General features: G+C 62.2%; 25 protein-coding genes. 14 read left to right on the top strand and 11 right to left on the bottom strand.

The genetic code is table 11. The annotated features are described in order from the left end of the window. Positions 1-24: 24 nt before the first annotated feature. Complete coding sequence (locus tag AC07UR_RS15755) at positions 25-2,028, bottom strand: hydantoinase/oxoprolinase N-terminal domain-containing protein (RefSeq protein WP_209790309.1); 2,004 nt, start codon at positions 2,026-2,028, stop codon at positions 25-27. Between the two features lie 143 nt (positions 2,029-2,171). On the opposite strand from AC07UR_RS15755, the gene AC07UR_RS15750 reads away from it, so the two are divergent. Then, positions 2,172-2,792 (top strand): hypothetical protein, encoded by a 621-nt coding sequence (locus tag AC07UR_RS15750; RefSeq protein ID WP_209790310.1) that lies wholly within the window; start codon positions 2,172-2,174, stop codon positions 2,790-2,792. Here the strand turns inward: AC07UR_RS15750 and AC07UR_RS15745 are convergent. From AC07UR_RS15745 to hslV, 5 genes are all read right to left on the bottom strand, one after another. After that, positions 2,746-4,140, bottom strand: a complete 1,395-nt coding sequence (locus AC07UR_RS15745) for a cytochrome P450 (RefSeq protein WP_209790311.1) — start codon at positions 4,138-4,140, stop codon at positions 2,746-2,748. The genes AC07UR_RS15750 and AC07UR_RS15745 overlap by 47 nt on opposite strands. A gap of 73 nt (positions 4,141-4,213) precedes the next feature. After that, positions 4,214-5,158 carry a DUF1402 family protein gene (locus tag AC07UR_RS15740; RefSeq protein WP_327795846.1) on the bottom strand — a complete coding sequence of 315 codons (945 nt, stop codon included), beginning with the start codon at positions 5,156-5,158 and terminating at the stop codon, positions 4,214-4,216. 195 nt (positions 5,159-5,353) lie between these two features. Beyond that, positions 5,354-6,658, bottom strand: a complete 1,305-nt coding sequence (gene hslU / locus AC07UR_RS15735; RefSeq protein WP_173418509.1) for an ATP-dependent protease ATPase subunit HslU — start codon at positions 6,656-6,658, stop codon at positions 5,354-5,356. Further along, positions 6,655-7,176, bottom strand: a complete 522-nt coding sequence (locus AC07UR_RS15730; protein WP_209790312.1) for a GNAT family N-acetyltransferase — start codon at positions 7,174-7,176, stop codon at positions 6,655-6,657. The genes hslU and AC07UR_RS15730 overlap by 4 nt, the downstream gene beginning before the upstream one ends. Then, positions 7,166-7,723, bottom strand: a complete 558-nt coding sequence (gene hslV / locus AC07UR_RS15725) for an ATP-dependent protease subunit HslV (protein WP_077505445.1) — start codon at positions 7,721-7,723, stop codon at positions 7,166-7,168. The genes AC07UR_RS15730 and hslV overlap by 11 nt, the downstream gene beginning before the upstream one ends. 223 nt (positions 7,724-7,946) lie before the next feature. On the opposite strand from hslV, the gene hisB reads away from it, so the two are divergent. Genes hisB through coaA form a run of 7 tightly spaced genes read left to right on the top strand, consistent with a single transcriptional unit; the run spans position 7,947 to position 12,580 of the window. Beyond that, on the top strand, positions 7,947-8,555 hold the full coding sequence (gene hisB, locus AC07UR_RS15720; protein WP_077505443.1) for an imidazoleglycerol-phosphate dehydratase HisB: 609 nt from the start codon (positions 7,947-7,949) through the stop codon (positions 8,553-8,555). 23 nt (positions 8,556-8,578) lie between these two features. After that, the gene (locus AC07UR_RS15715) at positions 8,579-9,049 is read left to right on the top strand and encodes a DUF2628 domain-containing protein (protein WP_209790313.1); all 471 of its coding nucleotides are present in this window, start codon (positions 8,579-8,581) and stop codon (positions 9,047-9,049) included. Next, positions 9,049-9,699, top strand: coding sequence for an imidazole glycerol phosphate synthase subunit HisH (gene hisH, locus AC07UR_RS15710; RefSeq protein ID WP_209790314.1), 651 nt, complete (start codon positions 9,049-9,051; stop codon positions 9,697-9,699). Before AC07UR_RS15715 ends, hisH begins: the two co-directional genes overlap by 1 nt. A 32-nt stretch (positions 9,700-9,731) precedes the next feature. Then, positions 9,732-10,469, top strand: coding sequence for a 1-(5-phosphoribosyl)-5-[(5-phosphoribosylamino)methylideneamino]imidazole-4-carboxamide isomerase (hisA, locus tag AC07UR_RS15705; RefSeq protein ID WP_209790315.1), 738 nt, complete (start codon positions 9,732-9,734; stop codon positions 10,467-10,469). Between the two features lie 4 nt (positions 10,470-10,473). Next, entirely contained in the window at positions 10,474-11,250 is a 777-nt protein-coding gene (gene hisF / locus AC07UR_RS15700) for an imidazole glycerol phosphate synthase subunit HisF (RefSeq protein ID WP_173418503.1), read from the top strand. A gap of 17 nt (positions 11,251-11,267) precedes the next feature. Continuing rightward, positions 11,268-11,591 (top strand): phosphoribosyl-ATP diphosphatase, encoded by a 324-nt coding sequence (locus tag AC07UR_RS15695; protein WP_173418502.1) that lies wholly within the window; start codon positions 11,268-11,270, stop codon positions 11,589-11,591. Then, positions 11,588-12,580, top strand: coding sequence for a type I pantothenate kinase (gene coaA / locus AC07UR_RS15690; RefSeq protein ID WP_173418501.1), 993 nt, complete (start codon positions 11,588-11,590; stop codon positions 12,578-12,580). Before AC07UR_RS15695 ends, coaA begins: the two co-directional genes overlap by 4 nt. A gap of 81 nt (positions 12,581-12,661) precedes the next feature. Here the strand turns inward: coaA and AC07UR_RS15685 are convergent, their stop codons facing one another. The 5 genes from AC07UR_RS15685 to AC07UR_RS15665 all read right to left on the bottom strand — a co-directional run bounded on the left by AC07UR_RS15685 (position 12,662) and on the right by AC07UR_RS15665 (position 16,453). Then, complete coding sequence (locus AC07UR_RS15685; RefSeq protein WP_209790316.1) at positions 12,662-13,273, bottom strand: alpha-ketoglutarate-dependent dioxygenase AlkB; 612 nt, start codon at positions 13,271-13,273, stop codon at positions 12,662-12,664. 10 nt (positions 13,274-13,283) lie between these two features. After that, positions 13,284-13,730: a hypothetical protein gene (locus tag AC07UR_RS15680; protein WP_327795847.1), complete on the bottom strand. Its 447-nt coding sequence runs from the start codon at positions 13,728-13,730 to the stop codon at positions 13,284-13,286. Continuing rightward, entirely contained in the window at positions 13,727-14,200 is a 474-nt protein-coding gene (gene lysM / locus AC07UR_RS15675; RefSeq protein WP_209790317.1) for a peptidoglycan-binding protein LysM, read from the bottom strand. Before lysM ends, AC07UR_RS15680 begins: the two co-directional genes overlap by 4 nt. Positions 14,201-14,292: 92 nt before the next feature. Beyond that, positions 14,293-14,727, bottom strand: coding sequence for an alternative ribosome rescue aminoacyl-tRNA hydrolase ArfB (arfB, locus tag AC07UR_RS15670; RefSeq protein ID WP_173418499.1), 435 nt, complete (start codon positions 14,725-14,727; stop codon positions 14,293-14,295). A gap of 115 nt (positions 14,728-14,842) precedes the next feature. Further along, a complete protein-coding gene (locus tag AC07UR_RS15665; protein WP_173418498.1) occupies positions 14,843-16,453 on the bottom strand; it encodes a phosphoenolpyruvate carboxykinase in 1,611 nt (536 codons plus the stop codon). Between the two features lie 329 nt (positions 16,454-16,782). Here AC07UR_RS15665 and chvI point away from each other — a divergent pair, with 329 nt between their 5' ends. The 6 genes from chvI to ahcY all read left to right on the top strand — a co-directional run bounded on the left by chvI (position 16,783) and on the right by ahcY (position 22,399). After that, on the top strand, positions 16,783-17,511 hold the full coding sequence (gene chvI, locus AC07UR_RS15660; protein ID WP_115421109.1) for a two-component system response regulator ChvI: 729 nt from the start codon (positions 16,783-16,785) through the stop codon (positions 17,509-17,511). Between the two features lie 234 nt (positions 17,512-17,745). Beyond that, positions 17,746-19,527 (top strand): sensor histidine kinase, encoded by a 1,782-nt coding sequence (locus tag AC07UR_RS15655; protein ID WP_327795848.1) that lies wholly within the window; start codon positions 17,746-17,748, stop codon positions 19,525-19,527. Next, entirely contained in the window at positions 19,524-19,982 is a 459-nt protein-coding gene (locus AC07UR_RS15650) for an HPr kinase/phosphorylase (RefSeq protein ID WP_209790318.1), read from the top strand. Before AC07UR_RS15655 ends, AC07UR_RS15650 begins: the two co-directional genes overlap by 4 nt. A 156-nt stretch (positions 19,983-20,138) precedes the next feature. Further along, complete coding sequence (locus tag AC07UR_RS15645; RefSeq protein WP_077505418.1) at positions 20,139-20,540, top strand: PTS sugar transporter subunit IIA; 402 nt, start codon at positions 20,139-20,141, stop codon at positions 20,538-20,540. Next, entirely contained in the window at positions 20,537-20,830 is a 294-nt protein-coding gene (locus AC07UR_RS15640) for an HPr family phosphocarrier protein (RefSeq protein ID WP_077505416.1), read from the top strand. Before AC07UR_RS15645 ends, AC07UR_RS15640 begins: the two co-directional genes overlap by 4 nt. Positions 20,831-20,998: 168 nt before the next feature. After that, positions 20,999-22,399 carry an adenosylhomocysteinase gene (gene ahcY / locus AC07UR_RS15635; RefSeq protein ID WP_173418495.1) on the top strand — a complete coding sequence of 467 codons (1,401 nt, stop codon included), beginning with the start codon at positions 20,999-21,001 and terminating at the stop codon, positions 22,397-22,399. The last annotated feature ends 87 nt before the right edge of the window (positions 22,400-22,486 follow it).

Below are 22,486 nucleotides of genomic sequence, written 5' to 3'. Positions count from 1 at the left end.
GAATTGTTTCCAAAATGGAAAAGATCACCCATGGGCGATGCGTGGCCGCCCACTCGCCTGGGCGATGAAGCGGGCCTCGATCAGCTTGCGGCTTCCTTCGACTTCGGGGGCATCGATTTCCTCGCGCAGCATCGAGACCGGCTCGTCGGCACCGTTGGTGCGGGCTGCCTCCAGCGCCATCGTCTCGGCGCGACGGCGGGCGGCTGAAAAGGCCCGGTCCTGATCGAGGAAACGTTCGCTCACCCCTGCCCCGTTGACGATGAAGATGCCCTCTTCCGGCGCGGTGACGAACACCGTAACCGATGCCCTGACCTGGCCGACGACGGCACCGACGGCATTGGCGACGTCGGCTTCATTGGGGATCGCGGCGTCCGTGCCGAGCATATCGGCAATGGCGGGATAATAGACCGGCGCCGAAGCGCCCAGGCCGACGAGCGGTCGATCGAGGCCAAGCGAAAACCGCACGATGCCCGGCGCGCGCGTGAGCGCACGGTCGACGGCCTGCGAGACCGCCGGATCGATGGCCCCTGCCCCATCCTCGCCAAGACAGGCCTGCAGGATGACTTCGGAAGACTGCCGCGTGACGCGATCGACGATCATCTCGGCCATCGCCTCGGCAGACGTAGCGATCGGCTGGCCGGAGCCATCGCGGGTACGCGCCGCCAGTTCGATGCCGAGACGCGCAGCTTCGGCGCTCCACTGCGACTGGCGGCCGAGCACATGCATGGCATCTGATGGCGTCAACCCGCAGATATGCACCAGGCCGCGCGCCACCAGTCGGTCCAGGGTGGCGCGCTGCGGCGTCGACGTCAAAAGGTTCTCAAGCGAGATCGGCGAAGCGCCGATGCGCTCGTAGAGCGCCTGCTCCTGCGGCTGCAGGCCACTTGCCAAATGATCGGGCAGGCCGGTGCGGACGGCCAGACGGCCGTTGTTGCGGCCGGCATGCTGGGCCCGTAACTGCTTTTCGAGCACCGAAAGCACCGCATCGCCATGGAGCGCGGCGGCAAGGCTGAGCGGCATCAGCCGCCGGGGCCCGAGTTCGATCTTCGCCTTCAGCCCGCGATCGTTGATGCGAACCTCCGAATCGCCGCCAAGGCCATAGGTGCGCATCGCCACCGCTTCGACCATGGTGCGGAAACCGCCGACGACGGCGCCTTCGGCGTCGAGCCGCGGGCGACCGCGATCGAGCACAGCGACATCCGTCGTGGTGCCGCCGATATCAGACACGACAGCATTGTCGAGGCCGGTCAGGTGCCGCGCGCCGACGAGGCTGGCCGCGGGTCCGGAAAGGATCGTCTCTATCGGCCGGAGCCTTGCCTCTTCGGCGGAAATCAGGGCGCCATCGCCGCGCACCACCATCATGGGCACATCGATGCCGCGGGACTTCAAAAAGCCCTCGCAGGAGCCGATCAGCCGATCGATCATCGAGACGAGACGGGCGTTCAGAAGCGTCGTCAGCGCCCGGCGCGGGCCGCCGAGCTTGGACGAAAGCTCGTGGCTGCAGGTTACCGGCAGATGCGAGACTTCGCGGATGCGGTCGCGCACGCGCTGTTCATGGGCGGGATTGCGCACGGCGAAATAACCGGCGATCGCAAAGGAGGACACCTGTTCGGCCAGGGTCGGCAGAGCCTCGTCAAGCGCGCTCATGTCGAGCGGCGTCTCGCCGCCGTGAACGTTATGCCCGCCGGGCAGGAAGATCACCGGATCGGAGCCGAGCGCATCCTGCAGCCCGTCGCGCTTCAAATCTTCGGGGCCGAAGCCGATCATGACCAAGCCGGCACGACCGCCCTGGCCCTCGACCAGCGCGTTGGTCGCAAGCGTGGTCGATAGGGATACCAGGCTGATGGCGGATGCAGGAACATCGGCCCGCTGCAGTACCTGTTCAACGGCACTGGAAATGCCGACAGCCAGATCGTGACGCGTGGTCAGCGCTTTTGCCTTGGCGACCACACCCGCCGTTTCGCTGAAGAGGACCGCGTCGGTGTAGGTTCCGCCGGTATCGATGCCGAGAAGAAAATGGGACGTCAATTCGAGCCAGTCCAGTGTTTCGGCCGGGGTAGCCCCGGGTTCATTGGGGATCGATCCGGTGATATGACATATTGGACGAGAAGGCCATCGCGTCGAGGACATTCGCCGTCAACACTGCGACACGATGTAAACGGGAGAGCGGCATGAGATTTTCCAGAGGTTTGGCCGTCGCCGGCAGTCTTGCTGCAGCATTGCTCTTTGTTCAGGTGGCCAGCGCGCAGGACGCCGAGGACGAAGAGTACAAGGCGCAACTGCCCGATGTCGCCATTTACAAGGCGATGCTCGATGCCAACAAGCAGACGGGATGGATCCAGTTTCGCAATTACGATGACCGGCAACTGATCTATTTTACCGCATTGCAGACGATGCATTGCCGGCTATCGGAAATCCGCTACTCGATCAATTCAGACGCGCTCGACAAGCGCTTTCCGCTTGCCAAATGCAATCCGCAGATCCCGTTCAACCTGCCCGCCGACGAAACCGCAGACTATGTCTACATCTCCCTTGCCGCCAACGAAGCGAAGACGCTGACAATCCAAGCGGTTTGGGACGATGGTGCCGGCAGCGAGATCGTCGTTTACAAGCCGTGCGACAATGTCGGCGATGCGACCTGTGCCGCGATCAAGACGATCAAGAAACCGTCGAAACTGTTGCCGCAGCCTATGCCGGCCGATTCGCCGGTGCGCGGCGTGCAAACGCCCATCCCCGGCAAGACATTCAGCGAGCCGAAACCCGCATCGGCAAGCCGCCCCGCGGTTGAGTAGTCAGCCGCTGCACCGGCCAGGGTTTCGTCTCGTCGGTGACGTCGAAGCGGAACCGGTGCATCAGCACGGCGAGCGCAATGACGGCCTCCTGTAGCGCGAAGGTCGCACCGATGCAGATGCGCGGACCGGCACCGAACGGCAAATACTGGAAGCGATGCAGCTTCTCGCGGTTTTCCGGCAGGAAGCGCTCGGGCATGAAGGCGCGCGGCTTATCCCAATAGAGCACGTGGCGATGCAGTGTCCACGGCATCACCAGAACGGCGATACCCTTGGGTATCCTCACGCGCTCGCCGGTCGGGGACGTCCACTCGTCCTCCTCGATGGCGGCGCGATTGATCGACGGCGCCGGCGGATAAAGCCGCATCGCCTCCTCGAAGGCCGCCAGCACGTGCGGCATCAGCGTCAGCCATTCGACCGGCTCGGCACCGCTCTCCACGACGCCGTCAATCTCCGACTCCATAGCCTCACGGAAAGCCGGCGTGTTGGCGACGCAATAGAGAGTCCAGGCGAGTGCCCGGGCTGTGGTTTCATGCCCGGCACCGATGAAAGTGAGGATATTGTCCTCGATCTCCTCAGTCGAAAGACCGTTTGCGCCCTCAGTCTGGAGTAGGAGCGTGAGGAAATCATTGGGCGTGCCGGCGGGATCCGTCGCCATGCGCTGTCGCCGGAGCGCCATCGTTTCCGACACGATCGTGCGGAAGCGGTTCATCACCTTCTTGCCGCCGATACGGGTCAGCCGCGGCAGCCATTCCGGCGCCAACAAAATATCCATGGGGTCGACGCGGCCCATGCGGTGAAGAAGCTCTTCGACACTCTGGACGAAGCCCTCCCTTTCAACCGCGACCTCGCCGGAGAACAGCGTTTCCGCCAGGATATCGAAGGTCAGTTCGGTCATGTCGCTGGCGACATTGGTGGTGAACGGCTGCACCTTGGCGTGCGCATAACGCTCGACGAACTCCTCCGACCGGCGCAGCATCTGACCGGCAAAACCCTTGGCGTGGCGGGGCGTGAACACCGGGGCGATGGCCTTGCGCGATCGCTTCCAGATCTCGCCTTCGGCGGTCAAAAGACCGTCGCGCAGGATCGGGCGCAGGATCAGCCGCCTGACCTTCGACATTTCATAATTGCCGACGTTTTCGACGAGGATATAGCGGATGAGGCCGGGATCGTTGACGATCAGGGTGCGCTGGGTGATGAATTTCGTCTCGATCCACGGCAGCGTGTAGGACGGCTCGCCCCAGAGTTCGAGCGGATTGCGCAGAACGGTCTTGATGATCTTCAGGTAGGACGGCACGCCGACCCGAGGAGTGGGCGCCGGTGGTTCGAACGGCTCCGGACGCATGTCCATGGTGATTGCCTTTCTCGATTGTGCCAGGATTTCAGGTTTTTACGGCGCAATCAAGGAAAGTGCTTCACGTGAATCACAACAGGCTTTCGAGCTCCGCCAGCTTGTCGTTGACCAGCCAGCCATAATAGTTTTCCTCCGGCCACTGGGTTTCGCCGCCCTGGTTCCTGGCGGCAAGGGCTGCCGCGCGGCTATCGGGATTGCCGATATTGTAGAGGGTGGCAGTGATGCCGGGATTGCCGGAGATATCGACGCCGGCGATCGACTTGTAGACGTCGATCGAGTGGCGGATCGAGGCGGCCATATAGGCAAGCGACACATCCGGATCCATGATCGCCTCATAGACGCCGGCGGCATTGGTCTCGTCTAGACGCTCGTAACCCGACGTCTTGGCGACGAGATCCGTCAGCATCAGCGCCGTCAGCGGGTTGATCTGGCCGAGGCCGAAGGTCTGGCCGGCAAAGAAAGGCTGGAAGAAGACCGCGCTGAAGCGGTTGTTCGGGAAGGACTTGCCGCCGACGGACTTGCCGCGGAACTCGGCGTCCCAGACCCGCTCGCGGCAGCTCCACAGCGAATAGGAGCTCTTCTTTCCCGTGCAATCGGCAAACTGCGGACGGGCGACGAACTCGGCCACCGTCTCGCCATCATAGCCGAACTGGAAGCTGTTGCCTGCATAGGCGGCGGCCTTGACGTAATAGGACTGCAGCCGGTCGTAGGCATCGACATTGTAGGTGTGCTCGCCGACGATGGCACCGATCATGTGGATCGGTGCGATGCCATAGGCGCGCGACGTCGACTTGATCTTGGCCATGAGCTGCTTGTCGTTGGCAAGCAGATCCCGCACCTTCTCGAATTTGGCGTCGAACGAGGTGCGGCCCGCCTTGGTGCGGCGAACGGATGCGCCCGGGATGCCGGGTTGTTCGACATTCCGGTTGCCCGGCGGAACAACGTTGGCCGCCATCGTCTGGCCTGCAGTCAGGCAAAACGTGGCGATAGCGAGCATGCAGGCGGTAAAACGCACGATCTCTTCTTCCTATCAACGGTGGAGACGCCTATCCGGCGGCGCGGCTCCTACGACAAGATCATGTCGGAATGATGCCTCCGGCCATAATCGCTTGCCCGACCGTGTTAGAAAAAATGAAGGCGCCTGTCGAGGGACAGGCGCCTTTCTTCTTCAGCGTTGCTTGACGGCGAACATTTGCCGCCATGCCTGGTGCTACAGAATATAGCGCGACAGATCCGTATTGGCAGCGAGATCGCCGACATGCTTGCGGACATATTCGGCATCGATGGTGACCGCCTGACCGGCACTGTCGGGAGCATTGAACGAGATTTCGTCCAGCACGCGCTCCATCACCGTCTGCAGCCGCCGGGCGCCGATGTTCTCCACGCTCGAATTGAGCTGCACAGCTACATCGGCAAGCGCGTCGATGGCATCGTCGGTGAAGTCGAGCTTCACTTCTTCCGTCTCGAGAAGCGCCTTGTACTGGCGGATGAGGCTTGCCTCGGTCTCTGTCAGGATGCGGCGGAAGTCTTCCTTGGTCAGGGCCCGCAGCTCGACGCGGATCGGCAGGCGGCCCTGCAGTTCGGGCAGCAGATCAGATGGTTTCGACACGTGGAACGCGCCCGAGGCGATGAAGAGGATGTGATCGGTCTTCACCGGTCCGTACTTCGTCGCAACCGTGGTGCCTTCGACCAGCGGCAACAGGTCCCGCTGCACGCCTTCGCGCGATACGCCGGCGCCCATGCCGCCTTCGCGCGACGCGATCTTGTCGATCTCGTCGAGGAAGACGATGCCGTCGTCCTCGACCGCCCTCACCGCCTCGCGCTGGATCTGCTCGTTATCGAGCAGCTTGTCGGACTCGTCGTTGACCAGCACCTCATAGGAGGCCTTGACCGTGGTCTTGACCTTCTTGGTGCGCGCGCCCATGGCCTTGCCGAACATTTCCGACAGGTTGAGCACGCCGATATTGGCGCCCGGCATGCCGGGGATCTCGAAGCCGCCGGGCGCGCCGGTCTCGGCGATATCGACCTCGATTTCCTTGTCGTCCAGCTCGTTGGCGCGCAGCTTCTTGCGGAAGCTGTCGCGCGTGGCCGGCGAGGCGGTAGCGCCGACCAGAGCGTCGAGAACGCGCTCCTCGGCATTCTGATGCGCCTTTGCCTTGACTTCGGCCCGGCGTTTTTCACGCACGAGGCCGATGCCGACCTCGACCAGGTCACGGATGATCTGTTCGACGTCGCGGCCGACATAACCGACTTCGGTGAACTTGGTCGCCTCGACCTTGACGAACGGCGCACCGGCGAGCTTGGCCAGGCGGCGGGAGATCTCCGTCTTGCCGACACCGGTCGGCCCGATCATCAGGATGTTTTTCGGCATGACTTCGTCGCGCAGATCGTCGCCGAGCTGCTGGCGGCGCCAGCGATTGCGCAGCGCGATCGCGACCGCGCGCTTGGCGTCGTTTTGGCCGATGATGAAACGGTCGAGTTCCGACACGATTTCCCTGGGTGAAAAAATACTCATGTAGTCCTCTCAAACTCGGTCCGCGTCAGCTCCATCAGGAGCGTGCGGCCGGACGCATCTATCCATTCGCCAAAGGGCACGAAGCCCGCTTTCGCATAGGCCCTGACGGCCCGTCTGTTGCCGGCATCGGGGTCGATCACGATCCGTGGCGCGCCGGCGGCAAAAAGCGTGTGCGCAAAGGCGCGTAGCGCTAGCGTCGCCACGCCCTTGCCGGTCATTTCCGGCGGGCCGATGAAGATATCGACGCCGGGAACATCGCCGGGCAGATCCTTCGCCCACGGCTCCTCGTCATACTCGGATGGTGTCCACGACTGGATGTAGCCCGCCGGCTCGCCGGAGAGATGGAAGATGAAGCCATCCACCTCGCCCGTGGCGCAACCGTCGCGGATCAACGCGACTTCCTTGTCCGGATCACCCCACCATTGCCGCACATGCGGCTCGCTCAACCAGGCATGCAGCATCGGCAGGTGGCCATCGGCCACCCTTTCGAAGCTGACATGGACCTGGTCATTGGGCATCCAGCGTCTCCACCACGATATTGTGGTTGGTATAGACGCAGATGTCGCCGGCGATTTCGAGTGCCCGGCGGGCGACTTCCTCGGCCGACTTGTCGCTGTCCATCAGCGCGCGGGCAGCGGCAAAGGCGTAGTTGCCACCCGAGCCGATGGCGATCGTTCCATGTTCCGGTTCCAGCACGTCGCCGTTGCCGGTGATCGCCAGCGTGATCGACTTGTCGGCGACCAGCATCATCGCTTCGAGATTGCGCAGATACTTGTTGGTGCGCCAGTCCTTGGCGAGTTCGACCGCCGCCCGCATCAGCTGGTCGGGATACTGCTCGAGCTTGGCCTCGAGCCGCTCCAGCAGCGTAAAGGCGTCGGCGGTCGCGCCGGCAAAGCCGGCGATCACGTCGCCCTTGGCGAGCCGCCTCACCTTGCGGGCATTGCTCTTCATCACCGTCTGGCCAAGGCTGACCTGGCCGTCGCCGGCCATCACCACCTTGCCGTCCTTGCGCACCGTGATGATGGTGGTCGCGTGCATCGTTCCGTAGGGATTATGTTCACTCATTGAAGATACCTGTCGGCCCCAGAACCAGGGGCGTTGGGGGCTCGAACGAGCCTGGTTGCTTGAAGCCTATGTAAGTGCCTCTTTCGCGATTGCAAATGCCGGTCGGCCATGGAGTTGACCGTAAATCGGGAGGCCCACCGAATCGATCTATTCTCGGCGGCGGTTCTGGATATTTTCCCTCTCCCCTGATAAGGAGCGGCTCCAGCGCATACAGGAGAGCCTGATGGCAGAAGCCACGTCCAGCCGCACCGGCCAAGTTTCGCGAAAGACGAATGAAACGGCCGTGTCCGTATCCGTCAATATCGATGGAACCGGAACCTCGAAGATTGCGACCGGCGTCGGCTTCTTCGACCATATGCTGGACCAACTTTCCCGACATTCGCTGATCGACATGGAGATCAAGACCGACGGCGACCTGCACGTCGACGATCACCACACGGTCGAAGACACCGGCATTGCCATCGGCCAGGCGATCGCCAAGGCGCTTGGTGACCGGCGCGGCATTACCCGCTACGCCTCGCTCGACCTTGCGATGGACGAGACGATGACCCGCGCTGCGGTCGACGTGTCCGGCCGGCCGTTCCTCGTCTGGAACGTTGCCTTCACCTCGCCGAAGATCGGCACCTTCGACACCGAACTGGTGCGCGAATTCTTCCAGGCGCTCGCCCAGAATGCCGGCATCACGCTGCATATCCAGAACATCTACGGCGCCAACAACCATCATATCGCCGAGACCTGCTTCAAGTCCGTCGCCCGCGTGCTTCGCACGGCAACCGAAATCGATCCGCGCCAGGCCGGTCGCGTGCCCTCGACCAAGGGTACACTTGCCTGAGCGGTCATATTTGGCTGATCACCATGGCCTCTTACATGATCCTGACCCCGCCGGGCGGCCGCGCCGACGACGACCGGGCACGCTTTGTCGTCGACCGCTTCTCCTGGAGCGCGTTTCTGTTCCCTGCGCTGTGGCTTTTCGCCAAGCGCCAGTGGCTGTTCGGAATCGCAGTTGCTGTTTTGCAAATCTTGTTAATCTCCCTGGCGACGATTACCGGCGGCCTACTGGCAGCGCTTCTTTTGCATCTGGCGCTCGCCCTGCTGGTCGCGCTCGAAGGCCCCATGCTTATTGTTCGCCGGCTCATTACCTGTGGCTGGACGCTGCGCGCCATCGTGCCGGCGCGCGATCTGGAAACGGCGGAAGAAATCTACTTCGCAAACGTGCCCTCCTCCCACCATCGGGCGACGGAGCAGCCGGCGATCGACTGGTCAAGGCAGGCACCGGCAAAGGCCGGTGCGGGTCTTGGGCTTTTTGAATCCTACGGAGAACGCTGATGCGCGTCGCCATTATCGACTATGGATCGGGCAATCTGCGCTCGGCAACGAAAGCGTTTGAACGGGCTGCGCGGGAAGCCGGCATCGACGCCGAGATCGACCTGACGGACAGACCCGAACGGGTGGCGACAGCCGATCGCATCGTGCTGCCGGGCGTCGGCGCCTATGCCGATTGCCGGCGCGGCCTTGCGGCTGTCGATGGCATGGAACAGGCACTGACCGAGGTCGTCGAAGGGGCCGGCCGGCCGTTTCTCGGCATCTGTGTCGGCATGCAGCTGATGTCGTCGCGCGGTCTCGAAAAGACCACGACCCATGGTTTCGGCTGGATCCCCGGCGACGTCGTCGAAATGAAGCCGACGGATTCGTCGCTCAAAATCCCGCAGATCGGCTGGAACACGCTCAGACTGGCGCGCGCGCATCCGTTGTTTGACGGCATCCGCACCGGTGACGACGGCCTGCACGCCTATTTCGTGCATTCCTACCATCTGGCCGCGGAAAATGCCGGCGATGTCGTCGCCGAAGCCGACTACGGCGGCACCGTCACCGCCTTCGTCGCCAATGGCAACAAGGCCGGCTCGCAGTTCCATCCGGAAAAGAGCCAGGCGCTCGGCCTTACCCTCATCTCGAACTTCCTGCGCTGGAAGCCGTAACGGCTTTGAGCGACCTCTGATCGGATAGACACATGATCCTTTTCCCCGCTATCGACCTGAAAGACGGGCAATGCGTGCGCCTGAAGCTCGGCGACATGGAGCAGGCGACCGTTTACAACCCGGATCCCGGTGCCCAAGCGCGCGCCTTCGAGGAGCAGGGCTTCGAGTGGCTGCATGTGGTCGACCTCAACGGTGCCTTTGCCGGCGAGACCGTCAACGGGGACGCCGTCGACGCCATCCTCAAGTCGACCAGCAACCCGGTGCAGCTCGGCGGCGGTATACGCACGCTTGAGCATATCGAGAATTGGCTGTCGCGCGGGCTGGCCCGCGTCATCCTCGGCACGGTCGCGGTGCGCGACCCGGCGCTCGTCATCGAAGCCTGCCGCAAATTTCCGGGCAAGGTCGCCGTCGGCATCGACGCCAAGGGCGGCAAGGTCGCGGTCGAAGGCTGGGCGGAAGCGTCGGAACTCGGCGTTATCGAGCTTGCGAAGAAGTTCGAGGGCGCCGGCGTCTCGGCGATCATCTACACCGACATCGATCGCGACGGCATTCTTACCGGGATCAATTGGGATTCGACCCTGGAGCTTGCCGACGCCGTTTCGATCCCGGTGATCGCGTCGGGCGGCCTTGCCTCGATGGACGATATCCGGCGAATGATCGCGCCGGATGCGGAGAAGCTCGAAGGTGCCATCTCCGGCCGCGCGCTCTATGACGGCCGCATCGATCCGCAGGAAGCCCTGGCGCTGATCCGCGCCACGAGAAAGGCATGAGCCTATGACCCTCAAAGCCCGCGTAATCCCCTGCCTCGACGTCAAGGACGGTCGTGTCGTCAAGGGCGTCAACTTCGTCGACCTGATCGATGCCGGCGACCCGGTGGAAGCGGCTCGCGCCTATGATGCGGCAGGCGCCGACGAACTCTGCTTCCTCGACATCACCGCGTCTTCGGACAACCGCGAAACCATATTCGACGTCATCGCCCGCACGGCCGAACAATGTTTCATGCCGCTCACCGTCGGCGGTGGCGTGCGCCAGGTGGCCGATATCCGCAAGCTGCTGCTCGCAGGCGCCGACAAGGTTTCGATCAACACGGCCGCCGTGAAAAACCCGGACTTCGTCGCCGAAGCCGCCGACAAGTTTGGCAACCAGTGCATCGTGGTGGCGATCGATGCCAAGAAGGTCTCGAAGGACGGCGAAGAGAACCGCTGGGAAATCTTCACCCATGGCGGCCGCCAGACGACCGGCATCGACGCCGTCGAGTTTGCCCGGCGCGTCGTCGATCTCGGCGCCGGTGAAATTCTCCTAACCTCGATGGACCGCGACGGAACCAAGAGCGGCTACGACATCGCGCTGACACGCGCGGTCGCCGATGCGGTGCGCGCGCCGGTTATCGCGTCCGGCGGCGTAGGTACGCTTGATCATATGGTTGCCGGCATCCGCGACGGCCATGCGACGGCGGTTCTGGCCGCGTCGATCTTCCACTTCGGCACCTATAGCATTGGCGAAACCAAGCGCTATATGGCCGAACATGGCATCGCCATGCGTCTCGATTGAGTTTTCAGGGTTTCGTTATGAGTGATTTTTCCCTTTCCGACCTCGAGACCATCGTCGCCGAACGCGCCAAGGCGTCACCGGACGAATCCTGGACGGCGAAACTGGTCGCACACGGTCAGCAGAAGGCGGCCAAGAAACTGGGCGAGGAAGCAGTCGAAACCGTGATCGCGGCGATCGGGAACGACCGGCAGAATCTCGTCGATGAGAGCGCCGATCTCCTCTATCATCTGATGGTCGTATTGAAAATTGCAGACATTCCGTTGCAGGATGTGCTCGACGAACTTGCACGGCGGACAAGCCAATCCGGTCTGCAGGAAAAGGCTAATCGGCGGGATCCATGACCCTAGCTGCGCAAGATATCGAAATGGCCGATCTCCCGGACAATCTTCAGAGACGGGACTATTCGCCCTATCATTTCTTCTCCGCCGAGGAATGGTCGCGTTTTCGTGCCGACACGCCCATGACGCTGACCGCCGACGAAGTGCAGCGGCTGCGCTCGTTGAACGACCCGGTGGATCTCGGCGAGGTCCGACAAATCTATCTGTCGCTGTCGCGGCTGCTTTCCACCCATGTGGAATCGTCGCAGATGCTGTTCGAGCAGCGCAAGCGCTTCCTCAGCATGTCCGAAACGAAGACGCCTTTCGTCATCGGCATTGCCGGATCGGTGGCGGTCGGCAAGTCGACGACAGCGCGTATACTCGCGCAGCTTCTGTCGCGCTGGCCCTCGAGCCCGAAGGTCGATCTGGTGACGACGGACGGCTTCCTCTATCCGAACGCCGTGCTTCAGCGCGAAAACATGATGGACCGCAAGGGCTTCCCTGAAAGCTACGACGTCGGCGCGCTCCTGCGCTTCCTGTCGGCGATCAAGGCCGGGCAGCCGAATGTCAGGGCGCCAAGCTATTCGCACATGACCTATGACGTGCTGCCGGATCAGTACACGGTCATCGACAGGCCCGATATTCTGATCTTCGAGGGTATCAATGTCCTGCAGTCGCGCAACCTGCCGGCCGACGGCAAGATCGTGCCGATGGTCTCGGACTTCTTCGACTTCTCGATCTATATCGACGCAGAGGAAAGTCTGATCCACAGCTGGTACGTCAACCGCTTCATGCGTCTCAGGGAAACGGCGTTCAAGAACCCGGAATCCTACTTCCATCGCTATGCGACCATCAGCGAGGATGCGGCACGGGCGATCGCCGAAGGGCTCTGGCACAACATCAACCTGAAGAACCTGCACCAGAACATTCTGCCGACGCGGCCGCGCGCCGACCTCATCCTGCAGAAAGGCCCCGACCACCTCACCGAGACGGTGGCCTTGCGCAAGCTCTGAACGTTCGCCGCAGCTGGCGCACGCAATCAGTCTAACGCAGCCAGGTCGGGCACGATCCGGCACGCGTGTTTCCGTCGATTGTCAGGGGTTGACCCTGCGCAGCGTCAGATTGAGGCGGCCGCCGTTCTTGAGCAACGTTGACGTATCAGGATAGATCCGGTCAACGCCGTGGAAGGCTAGGCGCCCCTCGCCACCGAGCACGACGATATCGCCGCTTTCGAGCCTGAAGGACACCGTCTGGCCGCCGCGCTCCTTACCGCCGACGCGAAACAGACAGCTATCGCCAAGCGAAATCGAAACGACGGCAGTCTCCAGGTCGCGCTCATCGCGATCCTGATGCATGCCCATGCGGGCCTCTTCGGAATAGAAGTTCACCAGGCAGGCTTCCGGCTGCTTGTCGCTCGCCGAAACCGCGTTCCAGACATCAAGGAGAATCTCCGGCATCGGCGGCCACGGCCTGCCGGTGCCAGGGTGCTGCGGTTGGTAGCGATAGCCTTTCTCGCGATCGGTCACCCAGCCGAGCGGTCCGCAATTGGTCATGCGCACCGACATCGGCTTGCCGGTCTTTGGCATCTCCGGCACGAACAGCGGCGCTTCGGCGACCACGCCGCGGATCGCCTCGACGATCTCTTCCTGGCGGCCCCGGTCGAGAAAGCCGGGGATGTGTTTTATGCCCTTGGGGAGAACCAGCATGAGGTTGCCCTCACTCCAGTCCGAGCAGCCTTGCCGGGACGCCGTAGCGCTCGGACCAGCCGGCATAGGCGACATCCGTCGGGCCGACGACGTGATCGACGAGATTCCATCGACCGCCCTGGAAGCTGACCAGCGCGAACACCGTCGAACCATCCATCATGTCGGCATCATCACGAAATCCGGTCTTTGAGAGATCGATGGCGCCACCTCCCGGCCGCTGTGGCTCGACCTGCACGAAGGCCCAGTTCGGCGTCGCCCGCATGGTGGTGACGACGAATTCGACCGAACCGCGCATCTCCGCCTCGACGGCAGGCCGCAAGGCGTCGAGGATTGCTGCGCGCTCCGAACTGCCCTTGGCCGGCTCGCGCAGCGTTTGCGCGAAACCGGTCGTGGCAAGCCCAAGACTTGCCACCGTCAGAACGACGCAGAAAAATGATCGCGTCGACAAGGCTGTCACGCGGCGTCCAGATCCGGAATGCGCAGAACTTGGCCGGGATAGATCTTGTCGGGATGGCTCAGCATCGGCTTGTTGGCCTCGAAGATCACCGTGTGCTTGGCGCCCTTGCCCTTGCCATACTGCGCTTCGGCGATTTTCCAGAGGTTGTCGCCCTTCTTGACGGTATAGAAGACAGGCGCCTTGGCGGGTGCCGGCGCTGCACCCGCATCGGCAACCTTGAGCTCGGAGGCCTCGACCGCGGAAACGCCAAGCGTGTTGCCGACGGCGACCACAGCCTTTTCGAACGCCGTCTGGTCCTTGACGACACCCTTCAGCACCACCTTGTCATTGACGACTTCGACCTGGACGTCCTTGGTGCCGAGATCGTGCGAAGCGAGTTCCTTCTGGACGCTTTCGGTATCCGGCGCGTCGTCGTCACCGCCGATGCCCAACTTCTTGCCAGCGTTCTTGATAAAACTGAAAAGGCCCATGGATCCCTCCTTCTGCAAAAGTCGCTTGGGATAAGAGAGGGCGCATGGCGGCAAAAGACAAGAGACGGTTGAAAAGATTTCGCAACCGCAGGTCAGTCGCCGGTCGGGCGTCCACGCAGCTTCTTGGTCTCGCCGCGCCCAGTTTTTTCCTTCAGCCGGCGCTCGATCGAACCGCGGGTCGGTTTGGTCTTCCTGCGCGGCGGCGGCGGTGGTTCGGCGGCCTTCAGGATCATCTCCTTCAGCCTTTCGCGCGCGTCTTCGCGATTGCGCTCCTGGCTGCGGAAGCGGCTGGCCTCGATCATCAGCACGCCATCCTTCGAGGCGCGACGACCGGCGAGCTTCAAGGTATTGGCCTTGATGCGATCGGTGAGCGCCGGTGACGCCTGGACGTTGAAGAACAGCTGGACGGCCGTCGAGACCTTATTGACGTTCTGCCCCCCGGGCCCGCCGGCCAGCACGAATTGCTCCGTCAGCTCCCAGCCGGCAATGACGATATTGTCGTTTATGTAAAGCGGGTCGCTAGCCATGATTCACCTCGCCCCGATCTATGGCACAGCGGGAACCTCTTGAAAACATTCGCCATGAAAACGAAAAACCCGGCCATGGAAGACCGGGTTTCACGTGAATCATAGCCGGCAATGTTTACTCGGCGGCAATCTTCGTGCCGGGAGCTGCATCGCGGACGCTACCATCGACATGATCTTCGAACTTGGCGAAGTTGGCGATGAACATGTCGACCAGGCGGCGGGCCTGGGCGTCATAGGCGTTGCCATCAGCCCAGGTCGATCGCGGATCGAGAATACCGTCGTCGACGCCCGGTACCGAGACCGGCACGGCAAAGCCGAAGTTGGCGTCGGTGCGCAGCTCGGCGGCGTTCAGCGAACCGTCAAGGGCTGCCGCGAGCAGAGCGCGGGTCACCTTGATCGGCATGCGGCTGCCGGTACCATAGGCACCGCCGGTCCAGCCGGTGCTGACCAGCCAGCAGGTAACGCCGTTCTTGGCGATCAGGTCCTTCAAGAGGTTGCCGTATTCCGACGGGTGGCGCGGCATGAACGGTGCGCCGAAGCAGGTCGAGAAGGTTGCTTCCGGCTCGGTAACGCCCTTTTCGGTGCCGGCAACCTTGGCGGTGTAACCGGACAGGAAGTGGTACATCGCCTGTTCCGGCGTCAGCTTGGCGATCGGCGGCATCACGCCGAAGGCGTCGGCCGTCAGCATGATGATCGTGCGCGGCTGCGGCGCGGTGCCGGTTTCGCTGGCGTTCGGGATGAAATCCAGCGGATAGGCGCAGCGGGTGTTTTCCGTCAGCGAGCCGTCATTGAAATCGGGAACGCGGCGTTCGTCGAGAACAACGTTTTCCATGACAGTGCCGAAGCGGCGGGTCGTCGCGAAGATTTCCGGTTCGGCGGCTTCCGAAAGACGGATGGCCTTGGCGTAGCATCCGCCCTCGAAGTTGAAGACGCCCTCGTCGCTCCAGCCGTGCTCGTCGTCGCCGATCAGTGTGCGGGTCGGATCGGCCGAAAGCGTGGTCTTGCCGGTGCCCGACAGGCCGAAGAAGATGGCGGTATCGCCTTCAGGTCCGACATTGGCCGAGCAGTGCATCGGCATGACGCCCTTCTTCGGCAAGAGGTAGTTGAGGACCGTGAACACCGACTTCTTCATCTCGCCGGCATAGGACGTGCCGCCGATGAGGATGAGGCCGTTGGTCAGATCGCAGGCAATGACAGTTTCGGTGCGGCAACCGTGGCGCTCCGGGTCAGCCTTGAAGCTCGGAAGGTCGATGATCGTCAGCTTCGGCAGGAAGGAAGCAAGGTCTGCGCGGTCCGGACGGATCAGGAGGTTGCGAATGAACAGCGAATGCCAGGCATATTCGGTAACGACACGCGTCGGCAGCGCATGGTTCTTGTCGGCACCGCCGACGAGATCCTGGACATAAAGCGACATGCCCTTGGCATGGTCGAGCATGTCCTTCCGCAGGACGGCGAAATGCTCCGGGGACAGCGGCTTGTTGTTGTCCCACCAGATCTGATCGTCGGTGGAGGCGTCGCGGACGACGAACTTGTCCTTCGGCGAGCGGCCGGTGTGCTGGCCGGTGCGCGCAACGATCGCGCCATGTGCGGTCAACTGAGCTTCGCCGCGGCGAAGGGCTTCTTCATAAAGGTCTGCGGCTTCGAGGTTGTAGCGGACCACGTCGAGATCCGTAAAGCCGAGTTTTTCCAAGCCGTTCGCTGCGTTGCGAGTGCCGAGTTGCTCCATGGTCAAGCTTCCTTCGTGTTTGGCCATTGGCGTTGAATTTGGCCGGAACATACTTGCATGCTCGCTCAAAAACAAGGTGACGTCAAAAAAAGAATAATGATTTCAGTATATTAATCGATTTAAAGAAAATTATCGTTTTTTTAATCGGTTGAATCCGAGTTCCCTGCGCCATATCTGCCTCTCAGCGACGGAGTGTACGCTTGAGGGCATTTTGGGCTTCGCCACAATTTGTTCCACCTTTATACTCAAGTAACGCACCCGTGACTCGCGGTTGCCGTGGATTCGAAGACGAAACCGGCGATCGGCCTCAAATGACGGAGTTGAACACGATGCAGACCATCGCGCTTGTCGATGATGACCGGAATATCCTGACGTCCGTATCCATCGCGCTTGAAGCTGAAGGCTACAAGGTCGAGACCTATACCGACGGTGCCTCCGCGCTCGAAGGCCTGTTGGCCCGGCCGCCGCAGCTTGCGATCTTCGACATCAAGATGCCGCGCATGGACGGCATGGAGCTGTTGCGGCGCCTGCGCCAGAAGTCGGATTTGCCAGTGATCTTCCTGACATCGAAGGACGAGGAAATCGACGAGCTCTTTGGCCTCAAGATGGGCGCCGACGATTTCATCACCAAGCCGTTCTCCCAGCGCCTGCTGGTCGAGCGCGTCAAGGCGATCCTGCGTCGGGCCGCCAACCGCGAAGCCGCTGCAGCCGGCGGCACCACTGGCGCCCCGAAGACCTCCGACACGCCGACGCGCTCGCTCGAGCGCGGTCAACTGGCCATGGACCAGGAGCGCCACACCTGCACCTGGAAGAACGAGCCGGTCACCCTGACGGTCACCGAGTTCCTCATTCTTCACTCGCTTGCGCAGCGACCGGGCGTGGTCAAGAGCCGCGATGCCCTGATGGATGCTGCCTATGACGAGCAGGTCTATGTCGACGACCGCACCATCGACAGCCACATCAAGCGGCTGCGCAAGAAGTTCAAGATGGTCGACAACGACTTCGACATGATCGAGACGCTCTATGGCGTCGGCTACCGCTTCCGGGAAATGGCCTGAGGCGACACGCGGTCTCAGCCCTTGCCATCGCGTCGTTTGTGGAGCATTCAGAACCGATGCGATGGCGGGCAGGCTTCGGCCCGCCACTTGGCTTGGCCGGTGGCATTGAATCCACGAGACCGAAGACCAGAAAAAAGAACATCGGCGGACCTGCGAAACCCGGCTTACGGGTAATGGGTGTCCGGAATCGGAAGATACGGCGGGGATGATCCGCTGCGGGAGCGGAAAGACTTGGTGGAAGTCTTGCAGGGCGATATCGACGAACTTGACGGAAGGTCATCGGCCCACAACGGCCGGCGCTGGGCCTATTCCTTCACGCTGATTCGCCGCCTGTTCGGCAACGCGGTCTTTTCGAGCCTGACGCGCCGGATCGTCTTCTTCAACCTCGTCGCGCTCGTGGTTCTGGTCGGCGGGATCATGTATCTCAACCAGTTCCGCGAAGGCCTGATCGACGCGCGCGTCGAAAGCCTGCTGACCCAGGGCGAAATCATCGCCGGCGCCATTTCGGCGTCCGCCTCCGTCGACACCAATTCGATCACCATCGACCCCGAAAAACTGCTGGAGCTGCAGGCCGGCCAGAGCATCACGCCGCTGCCGAGCGACGAAGACCTGGATTTTCCGATCATTCAAGAGCGGGTTGCTCCCGTCCTCAGACGCTTGATCTCGCCGACCCGCACCCGCGCGCGGCTCTTCGACGCCGATGCGGACCTGCTGCTCGATTCGCGCCACCTCTATAGCGGCGGCCAGGTGCTGCGCTTCGACCTACCACCCGTCGACCCGGAAGCGACCGGCATCGAGGAAAAGTTCGGAAGCTGGATCAACCGCCTGCTGCAGTCGGGCGACCTGCCGCTCTACAAGGAACCACCTGGCGGCAACGGCTCGATCTATCCCGAAGTGATGAACGCGCTGACCGGCGTGCGCGGTGCGGTGCGCCGCGTCACCGAAAAGGGTGAACTCATCGTATCGGTCGCCGTGCCGGTGCAGCGGTCACGCGCCGTGCTCGGCGTGCTGCTGCTGTCCACCCAGGCGGGCGACATCGACAAGATCGTGCATGCCGAGCGCCTCGCCATCATTCGCGTGTTCGGCGTCGCCGCCCTCGTCAACGTCATTCTGTCGCTGCTGTTGTCGTCGACGATCGCCAATCCGCTGCGGCGCCTATCGGCCGCCGCCATCCGGGTCCGCCGCGGTGGCGCCAAGGAGCGGGAAGAAATCCCCGATTTCTCCTCGCGCCAGGACGAAATCGGCAACCTGTCGGTGGCGCTGCGCGAGATGACGACTGCACTCTACGACCGGATCGCGGCGATCGAGAATTTTGCGGCCGACGTCAGCCATGAACTGAAGAACCCGCTGACCTCGCTGCGCAGCGCCGTGGAAACCCTGCCGCTTGCCCGCACCGACGAATCGAAGAAGCGGCTGATGGACGTCATCCAGCACGACGTGCGCCGCCTCGACCGCCTGATCAGCGATATCTCCGACGCCTCGCGGCTCGACGCGGAACTTGCCCGCAGCGACGCCAAGGTCGTCGACCTCGAAAGGCTGCTTGGCGACCTCGTCGAGATCTCCCGCCAGATCCGCAGCAAAAAGAAGCCGGTGCTGCTCGATTTCGTCGTCGACCGCAAGGACAGCCCCAAGGCGCGCTTCGCCATCAATGGTTACGAATTGCGCATCGGCCAGATCATCACCAACCTGATCGAAAACGCCCGCTCCTTCGTACCTGAGCAGGGCGGCCGCATCGTCGTGCGCCTCACCCGTTCCCGGTCGCGCTGCCTCGTCTATGTCGAGGACAATGGCCCCGGCATCCAAGCGGAAGACATCGATCGGATCTTCGAGCGCTTCTATACCGACAGACCGGAGGGCGAAGATTTCGGCCAGAACTCCGGCCTCGGCCTGTCGATTTCCCGGCAGATCGCCGAAGCGCATGGCGGCACGCTGAAGGCCGAGAACGTCATGGGTCCGGATGGGAAGATCGTCGGTGCCCGCTTCGTGCTTTCCCTGCCTGCCGAGCCGCACGCGTGACGCCGGCGCGGCACAATGTTCACGGCACGGCGATCGTCCTCGGTACGACCGGTTTCCTGGTCACCGGCCCTTCCGGCATCGGTAAATCGAGACTGGCGCTCGCCTGCATTTCGGCAGCCCGCCAGATGGGGCACTTTGCAGCATTGGTCGCCGACGACCGTGTCGATCTGTCGATCGAACAGGACCAGATCATCGCCCGGTGCCCAGCGTCGATTGAGGGTCTGATCGAGATCCGCGGCGCCGGCATCGCCAGGCTCGAAACGGTGCCTGCCGCGGTGATGGATTGGGCGATCCTGCCGGTGAGCGCGCCATTCGATCCGCGCATGCCGCCCGAAAACGAGGAACTTCCCCTCCCCTTCGGTCGCAGCCTGCCGATTGTTCGCGTTCCCATTGAAAATGGTGTGCACATGCTTGCTGCTCTGCGTGCGCTGCTACCCGAAAAATTAGGATTTTAGCTATAGTTGCAGGCAACGGGGCTGGTTTTTCGGCATTTTTGGCTTGCACTTCGCCTTTTCCTTGCCAAGATGGCCGCCCCAACAGGTGGACGAAATTGCTGCATTGCGATATCTGACCATCAGTGAATTGCGCGTGCAGTCGGAGAAAAGATACCCATGATCGGACTTGTGCTTGTCACCCATGGCAAGCTGGCTGAGGAATTCCGACATGCACTCGAGCATGTTGTCGGTCCGCAAAAAGCTATCGAGACCGTTTGCATCGGCCCCGAGGACGACATGGATCAGCGTCGGCAGGATATCCTCGACGCCGTGACCAACGTCGACGAGGGCCACGGCGTGATCATTCTCACCGACATGTTCGGTGGCACGCCGTCCAATCTCGCCATCTCGGTGATGCGCAGCGGCACCGTCGAGGTCATCGCCGGCGTCAACCTGCCGATGCTGATCAAGCTCGCCGGCGTGCGTGGCGAAAGCGACATGGACAAGGCGCTCGCGGAAGCTTCCGAAGCGGGACGCAAATACATCAACGTCGCCAGCCGTGTCCTGAGCGGAAAATGATGGATCACCGCCCCGACATGTCGCTGACGCGCGAACTTCTCATCGTCAACAAGCGCGGACTGCATGCGCGCGCCTCGGCCAAGTTCGTGCAGACCGTCGAGGCCTATGATGCCGAAATCACGGTGTCGAAGGACGGAAGCACGGTCGGGGGCACCTCGATCATGGGCCTGATGATGCTGGCCGCCAGCACCGGCTCCAGCGTCTGCGTCACGGCCAGCGGCGCACAGGCCGAAGAGGCCCTCAATGCGCTCGACGCATTGGTGCGCGACAAGTTCGGCGAAGAAATGTAACCGACAATATAAAGATATAAAGACTTCTTTATATCGAGGTTGCTCTGCCCCAGAATTCCTGATAGATCGGACGCACTCTCACCGCGATGGTATGCGCGGGAGGCATAGTCGTGCCGCCGGATCGCCAGAGGGCCAGAGCGGCTTGAAGAGATCAGCCTGGAGAATTTCATGACCACCACTCAGGATTACATCGTCGCCGACATCGGTCTTGCCGATTTCGGACGCAAGGAAATTACGATCGCCGAAACGGAAATGCCGGGCCTGATGGCCTGCCGCGAAGAGTTTGGCGCATCCAAGCCGCTGAAGGGCGCCCGGATCACCGGTTCGCTGCACATGACCATCCAGACCGCCGTGCTGATCGAGACGCTCGCCGCTCTCGGCGCCGACATCCGTTGGGCTTCGTGCAACATCTTCTCGACCCAGGACCACGCAGCTGCAGCGATCGCTGCCAGCGGTATCCCGGTGTTCGCCGTCAAGGGCGAAACGCTTGAGGAATACTGGACCTACACCGACAAGATCTTCCAGTGGGCCGACGGCGGCGTCTCCAACATGATCCTGGACGACGGTGGCGACGCCACCATGTACATCCTGCTCGGCGCCCGCGCCGAAGCCGGCGAAGACGTTCTCTCCAACCCGGGTTCGGAAGAAGAAGAGATCCTGGTCGCGCAGATCAAGAAGCGCCTTGCCGCTTCGCCGGGCTGGTTCACCAAGCAGCGCGACGCCATCAAGGGCGTGACCGAGGAAACGACGACCGGCGTCAACCGCCTGTACCAGCTCCAGGCCAAGGGCCTGCTGCCGTTCCCGGCGATCAACGTCAACGACAGCGTCACCAAGTCGAAGTTTGACAACAAGTACGGCTGCAAGGAATCGCTGGTTGACGGCATCCGCCGCGGCACCGACGTGATGATGGCCGGCAAGGTTGCCGTCGTCTGCGGTTACGGCGACGTCGGCAAGGGCTCGGCAGCCTCGCTCTCGGGCGCCGGCGCTCGCGTCAAGGTGACCGAAGTCGACCCGATCTGCGCGCTTCAGGCCGCCATGGACGGTTTCGAAGTCGTCCAGCTCGAAGACGTAGTTTCGTCTGCCGACATCTTCATCACCACGACCGGCAACAAGGACGTCATCCGCATGGACCACATGCGCGAGATGAAGGACATGGCGATCGTCGGCAATATCGGCCACTTCGACAACGAAATTCAGGTCTCTGCGCTGCGGAACCTGAAGTGGACGAACATCAAGCCGCAGGTCGACATGATCGAGTTCCCGAAGGGCAACCGCATGATCCTGCTGTCGGAAGGTCGCCTGCTCAACCTCGGCAACGCCACCGGTCACCCGTCCTTCGTGATGTCCGCCTCGTTCACCAACCAGACGCTGGCCCAGATCGAGCTCTTCACAAAGGGCGAGAACTACAAGAACGAAGTCTACGTTCTGCCGAAGGCGCTCGACGAGAAGGTCGCTCGCCTGCACCTGAACAAGCTCGGCGCGAAGCTCTCCGAACTGTCGAAGGAACAGGCCGACTATATCGGCGTCGGCCAGCAGGGTCCGTTCAAGGCTGAACACTACCGGTACTAATCGTTACCCGGGCAATCCACAACATGTTGTGGCCGCGTTCTTGACAAGAGAGCGCGGCCTCTTTTTTGGGCGGCTCCCTTCCCGGCG

This window comes from Ensifer sp. GW821-FHT05G01 (assembly GCF_059419585.1).
The sequence above is the reverse complement of the archived record's forward strand: the minus strand, read 5'-3'. Positions and strand labels throughout refer to the sequence as shown.

Bases quoted from the DNA above. Each gene is read 5' to 3' on its own strand.
- AC07UR_RS15750 (WP_209790310.1), top strand. From the start codon at position 2,172: ATGAGATTTTCCAGAGGTTTGGCCGTCGCCGGCAGTCTTGCTGCAGCA.
- AC07UR_RS15745 (WP_209790311.1), bottom strand. From the start codon at position 4,140: ATGGACATGCGTCCGGAGCCGTTCGAACCACCGGCGCCCACTCCTCGG.
- hslU (WP_173418509.1), bottom strand. From the start codon at position 6,658: ATGAGTATTTTTTCACCCAGGGAAATCGTGTCGGAACTCGACCGTTTC.
- AC07UR_RS15730 (WP_209790312.1), bottom strand. From the start codon at position 7,176: ATGCCCAATGACCAGGTCCATGTCAGCTTCGAAAGGGTGGCCGATGGC.
- hslV (WP_077505445.1), bottom strand. From the start codon at position 7,723: ATGAGTGAACATAATCCCTACGGAACGATGCACGCGACCACCATCATC.
- hisB (WP_077505443.1), top strand. From the start codon at position 7,947: ATGGCAGAAGCCACGTCCAGCCGCACCGGCCAAGTTTCGCGAAAGACG.
- AC07UR_RS15715 (WP_209790313.1), top strand. From the start codon at position 8,579: ATGGCCTCTTACATGATCCTGACCCCGCCGGGCGGCCGCGCCGACGAC.
- hisH (WP_209790314.1), top strand. From the start codon at position 9,049: ATGCGCGTCGCCATTATCGACTATGGATCGGGCAATCTGCGCTCGGCA.
- hisA (WP_209790315.1), top strand. From the start codon at position 9,732: ATGATCCTTTTCCCCGCTATCGACCTGAAAGACGGGCAATGCGTGCGC.
- hisF (WP_173418503.1), top strand. From the start codon at position 10,474: ATGACCCTCAAAGCCCGCGTAATCCCCTGCCTCGACGTCAAGGACGGT.
- AC07UR_RS15695 (WP_173418502.1), top strand. From the start codon at position 11,268: ATGAGTGATTTTTCCCTTTCCGACCTCGAGACCATCGTCGCCGAACGC.
- coaA (WP_173418501.1), top strand. From the start codon at position 11,588: ATGACCCTAGCTGCGCAAGATATCGAAATGGCCGATCTCCCGGACAAT.
- AC07UR_RS15685 (WP_209790316.1), bottom strand. From the start codon at position 13,273: ATGCTGGTTCTCCCCAAGGGCATAAAACACATCCCCGGCTTTCTCGAC.
- lysM (WP_209790317.1), bottom strand. From the start codon at position 14,200: ATGGGCCTTTTCAGTTTTATCAAGAACGCTGGCAAGAAGTTGGGCATC.
- arfB (WP_173418499.1), bottom strand. From the start codon at position 14,727: ATGGCTAGCGACCCGCTTTACATAAACGACAATATCGTCATTGCCGGC.
- AC07UR_RS15665 (WP_173418498.1), bottom strand. From the start codon at position 16,453: ATGGAGCAACTCGGCACTCGCAACGCAGCGAACGGCTTGGAAAAACTC.
- chvI (WP_115421109.1), top strand. From the start codon at position 16,783: ATGCAGACCATCGCGCTTGTCGATGATGACCGGAATATCCTGACGTCC.
- AC07UR_RS15645 (WP_077505418.1), top strand. From the start codon at position 20,139: ATGATCGGACTTGTGCTTGTCACCCATGGCAAGCTGGCTGAGGAATTC.
- AC07UR_RS15640 (WP_077505416.1), top strand. From the start codon at position 20,537: ATGATGGATCACCGCCCCGACATGTCGCTGACGCGCGAACTTCTCATC.
- ahcY (WP_173418495.1), top strand. From the start codon at position 20,999: ATGACCACCACTCAGGATTACATCGTCGCCGACATCGGTCTTGCCGAT.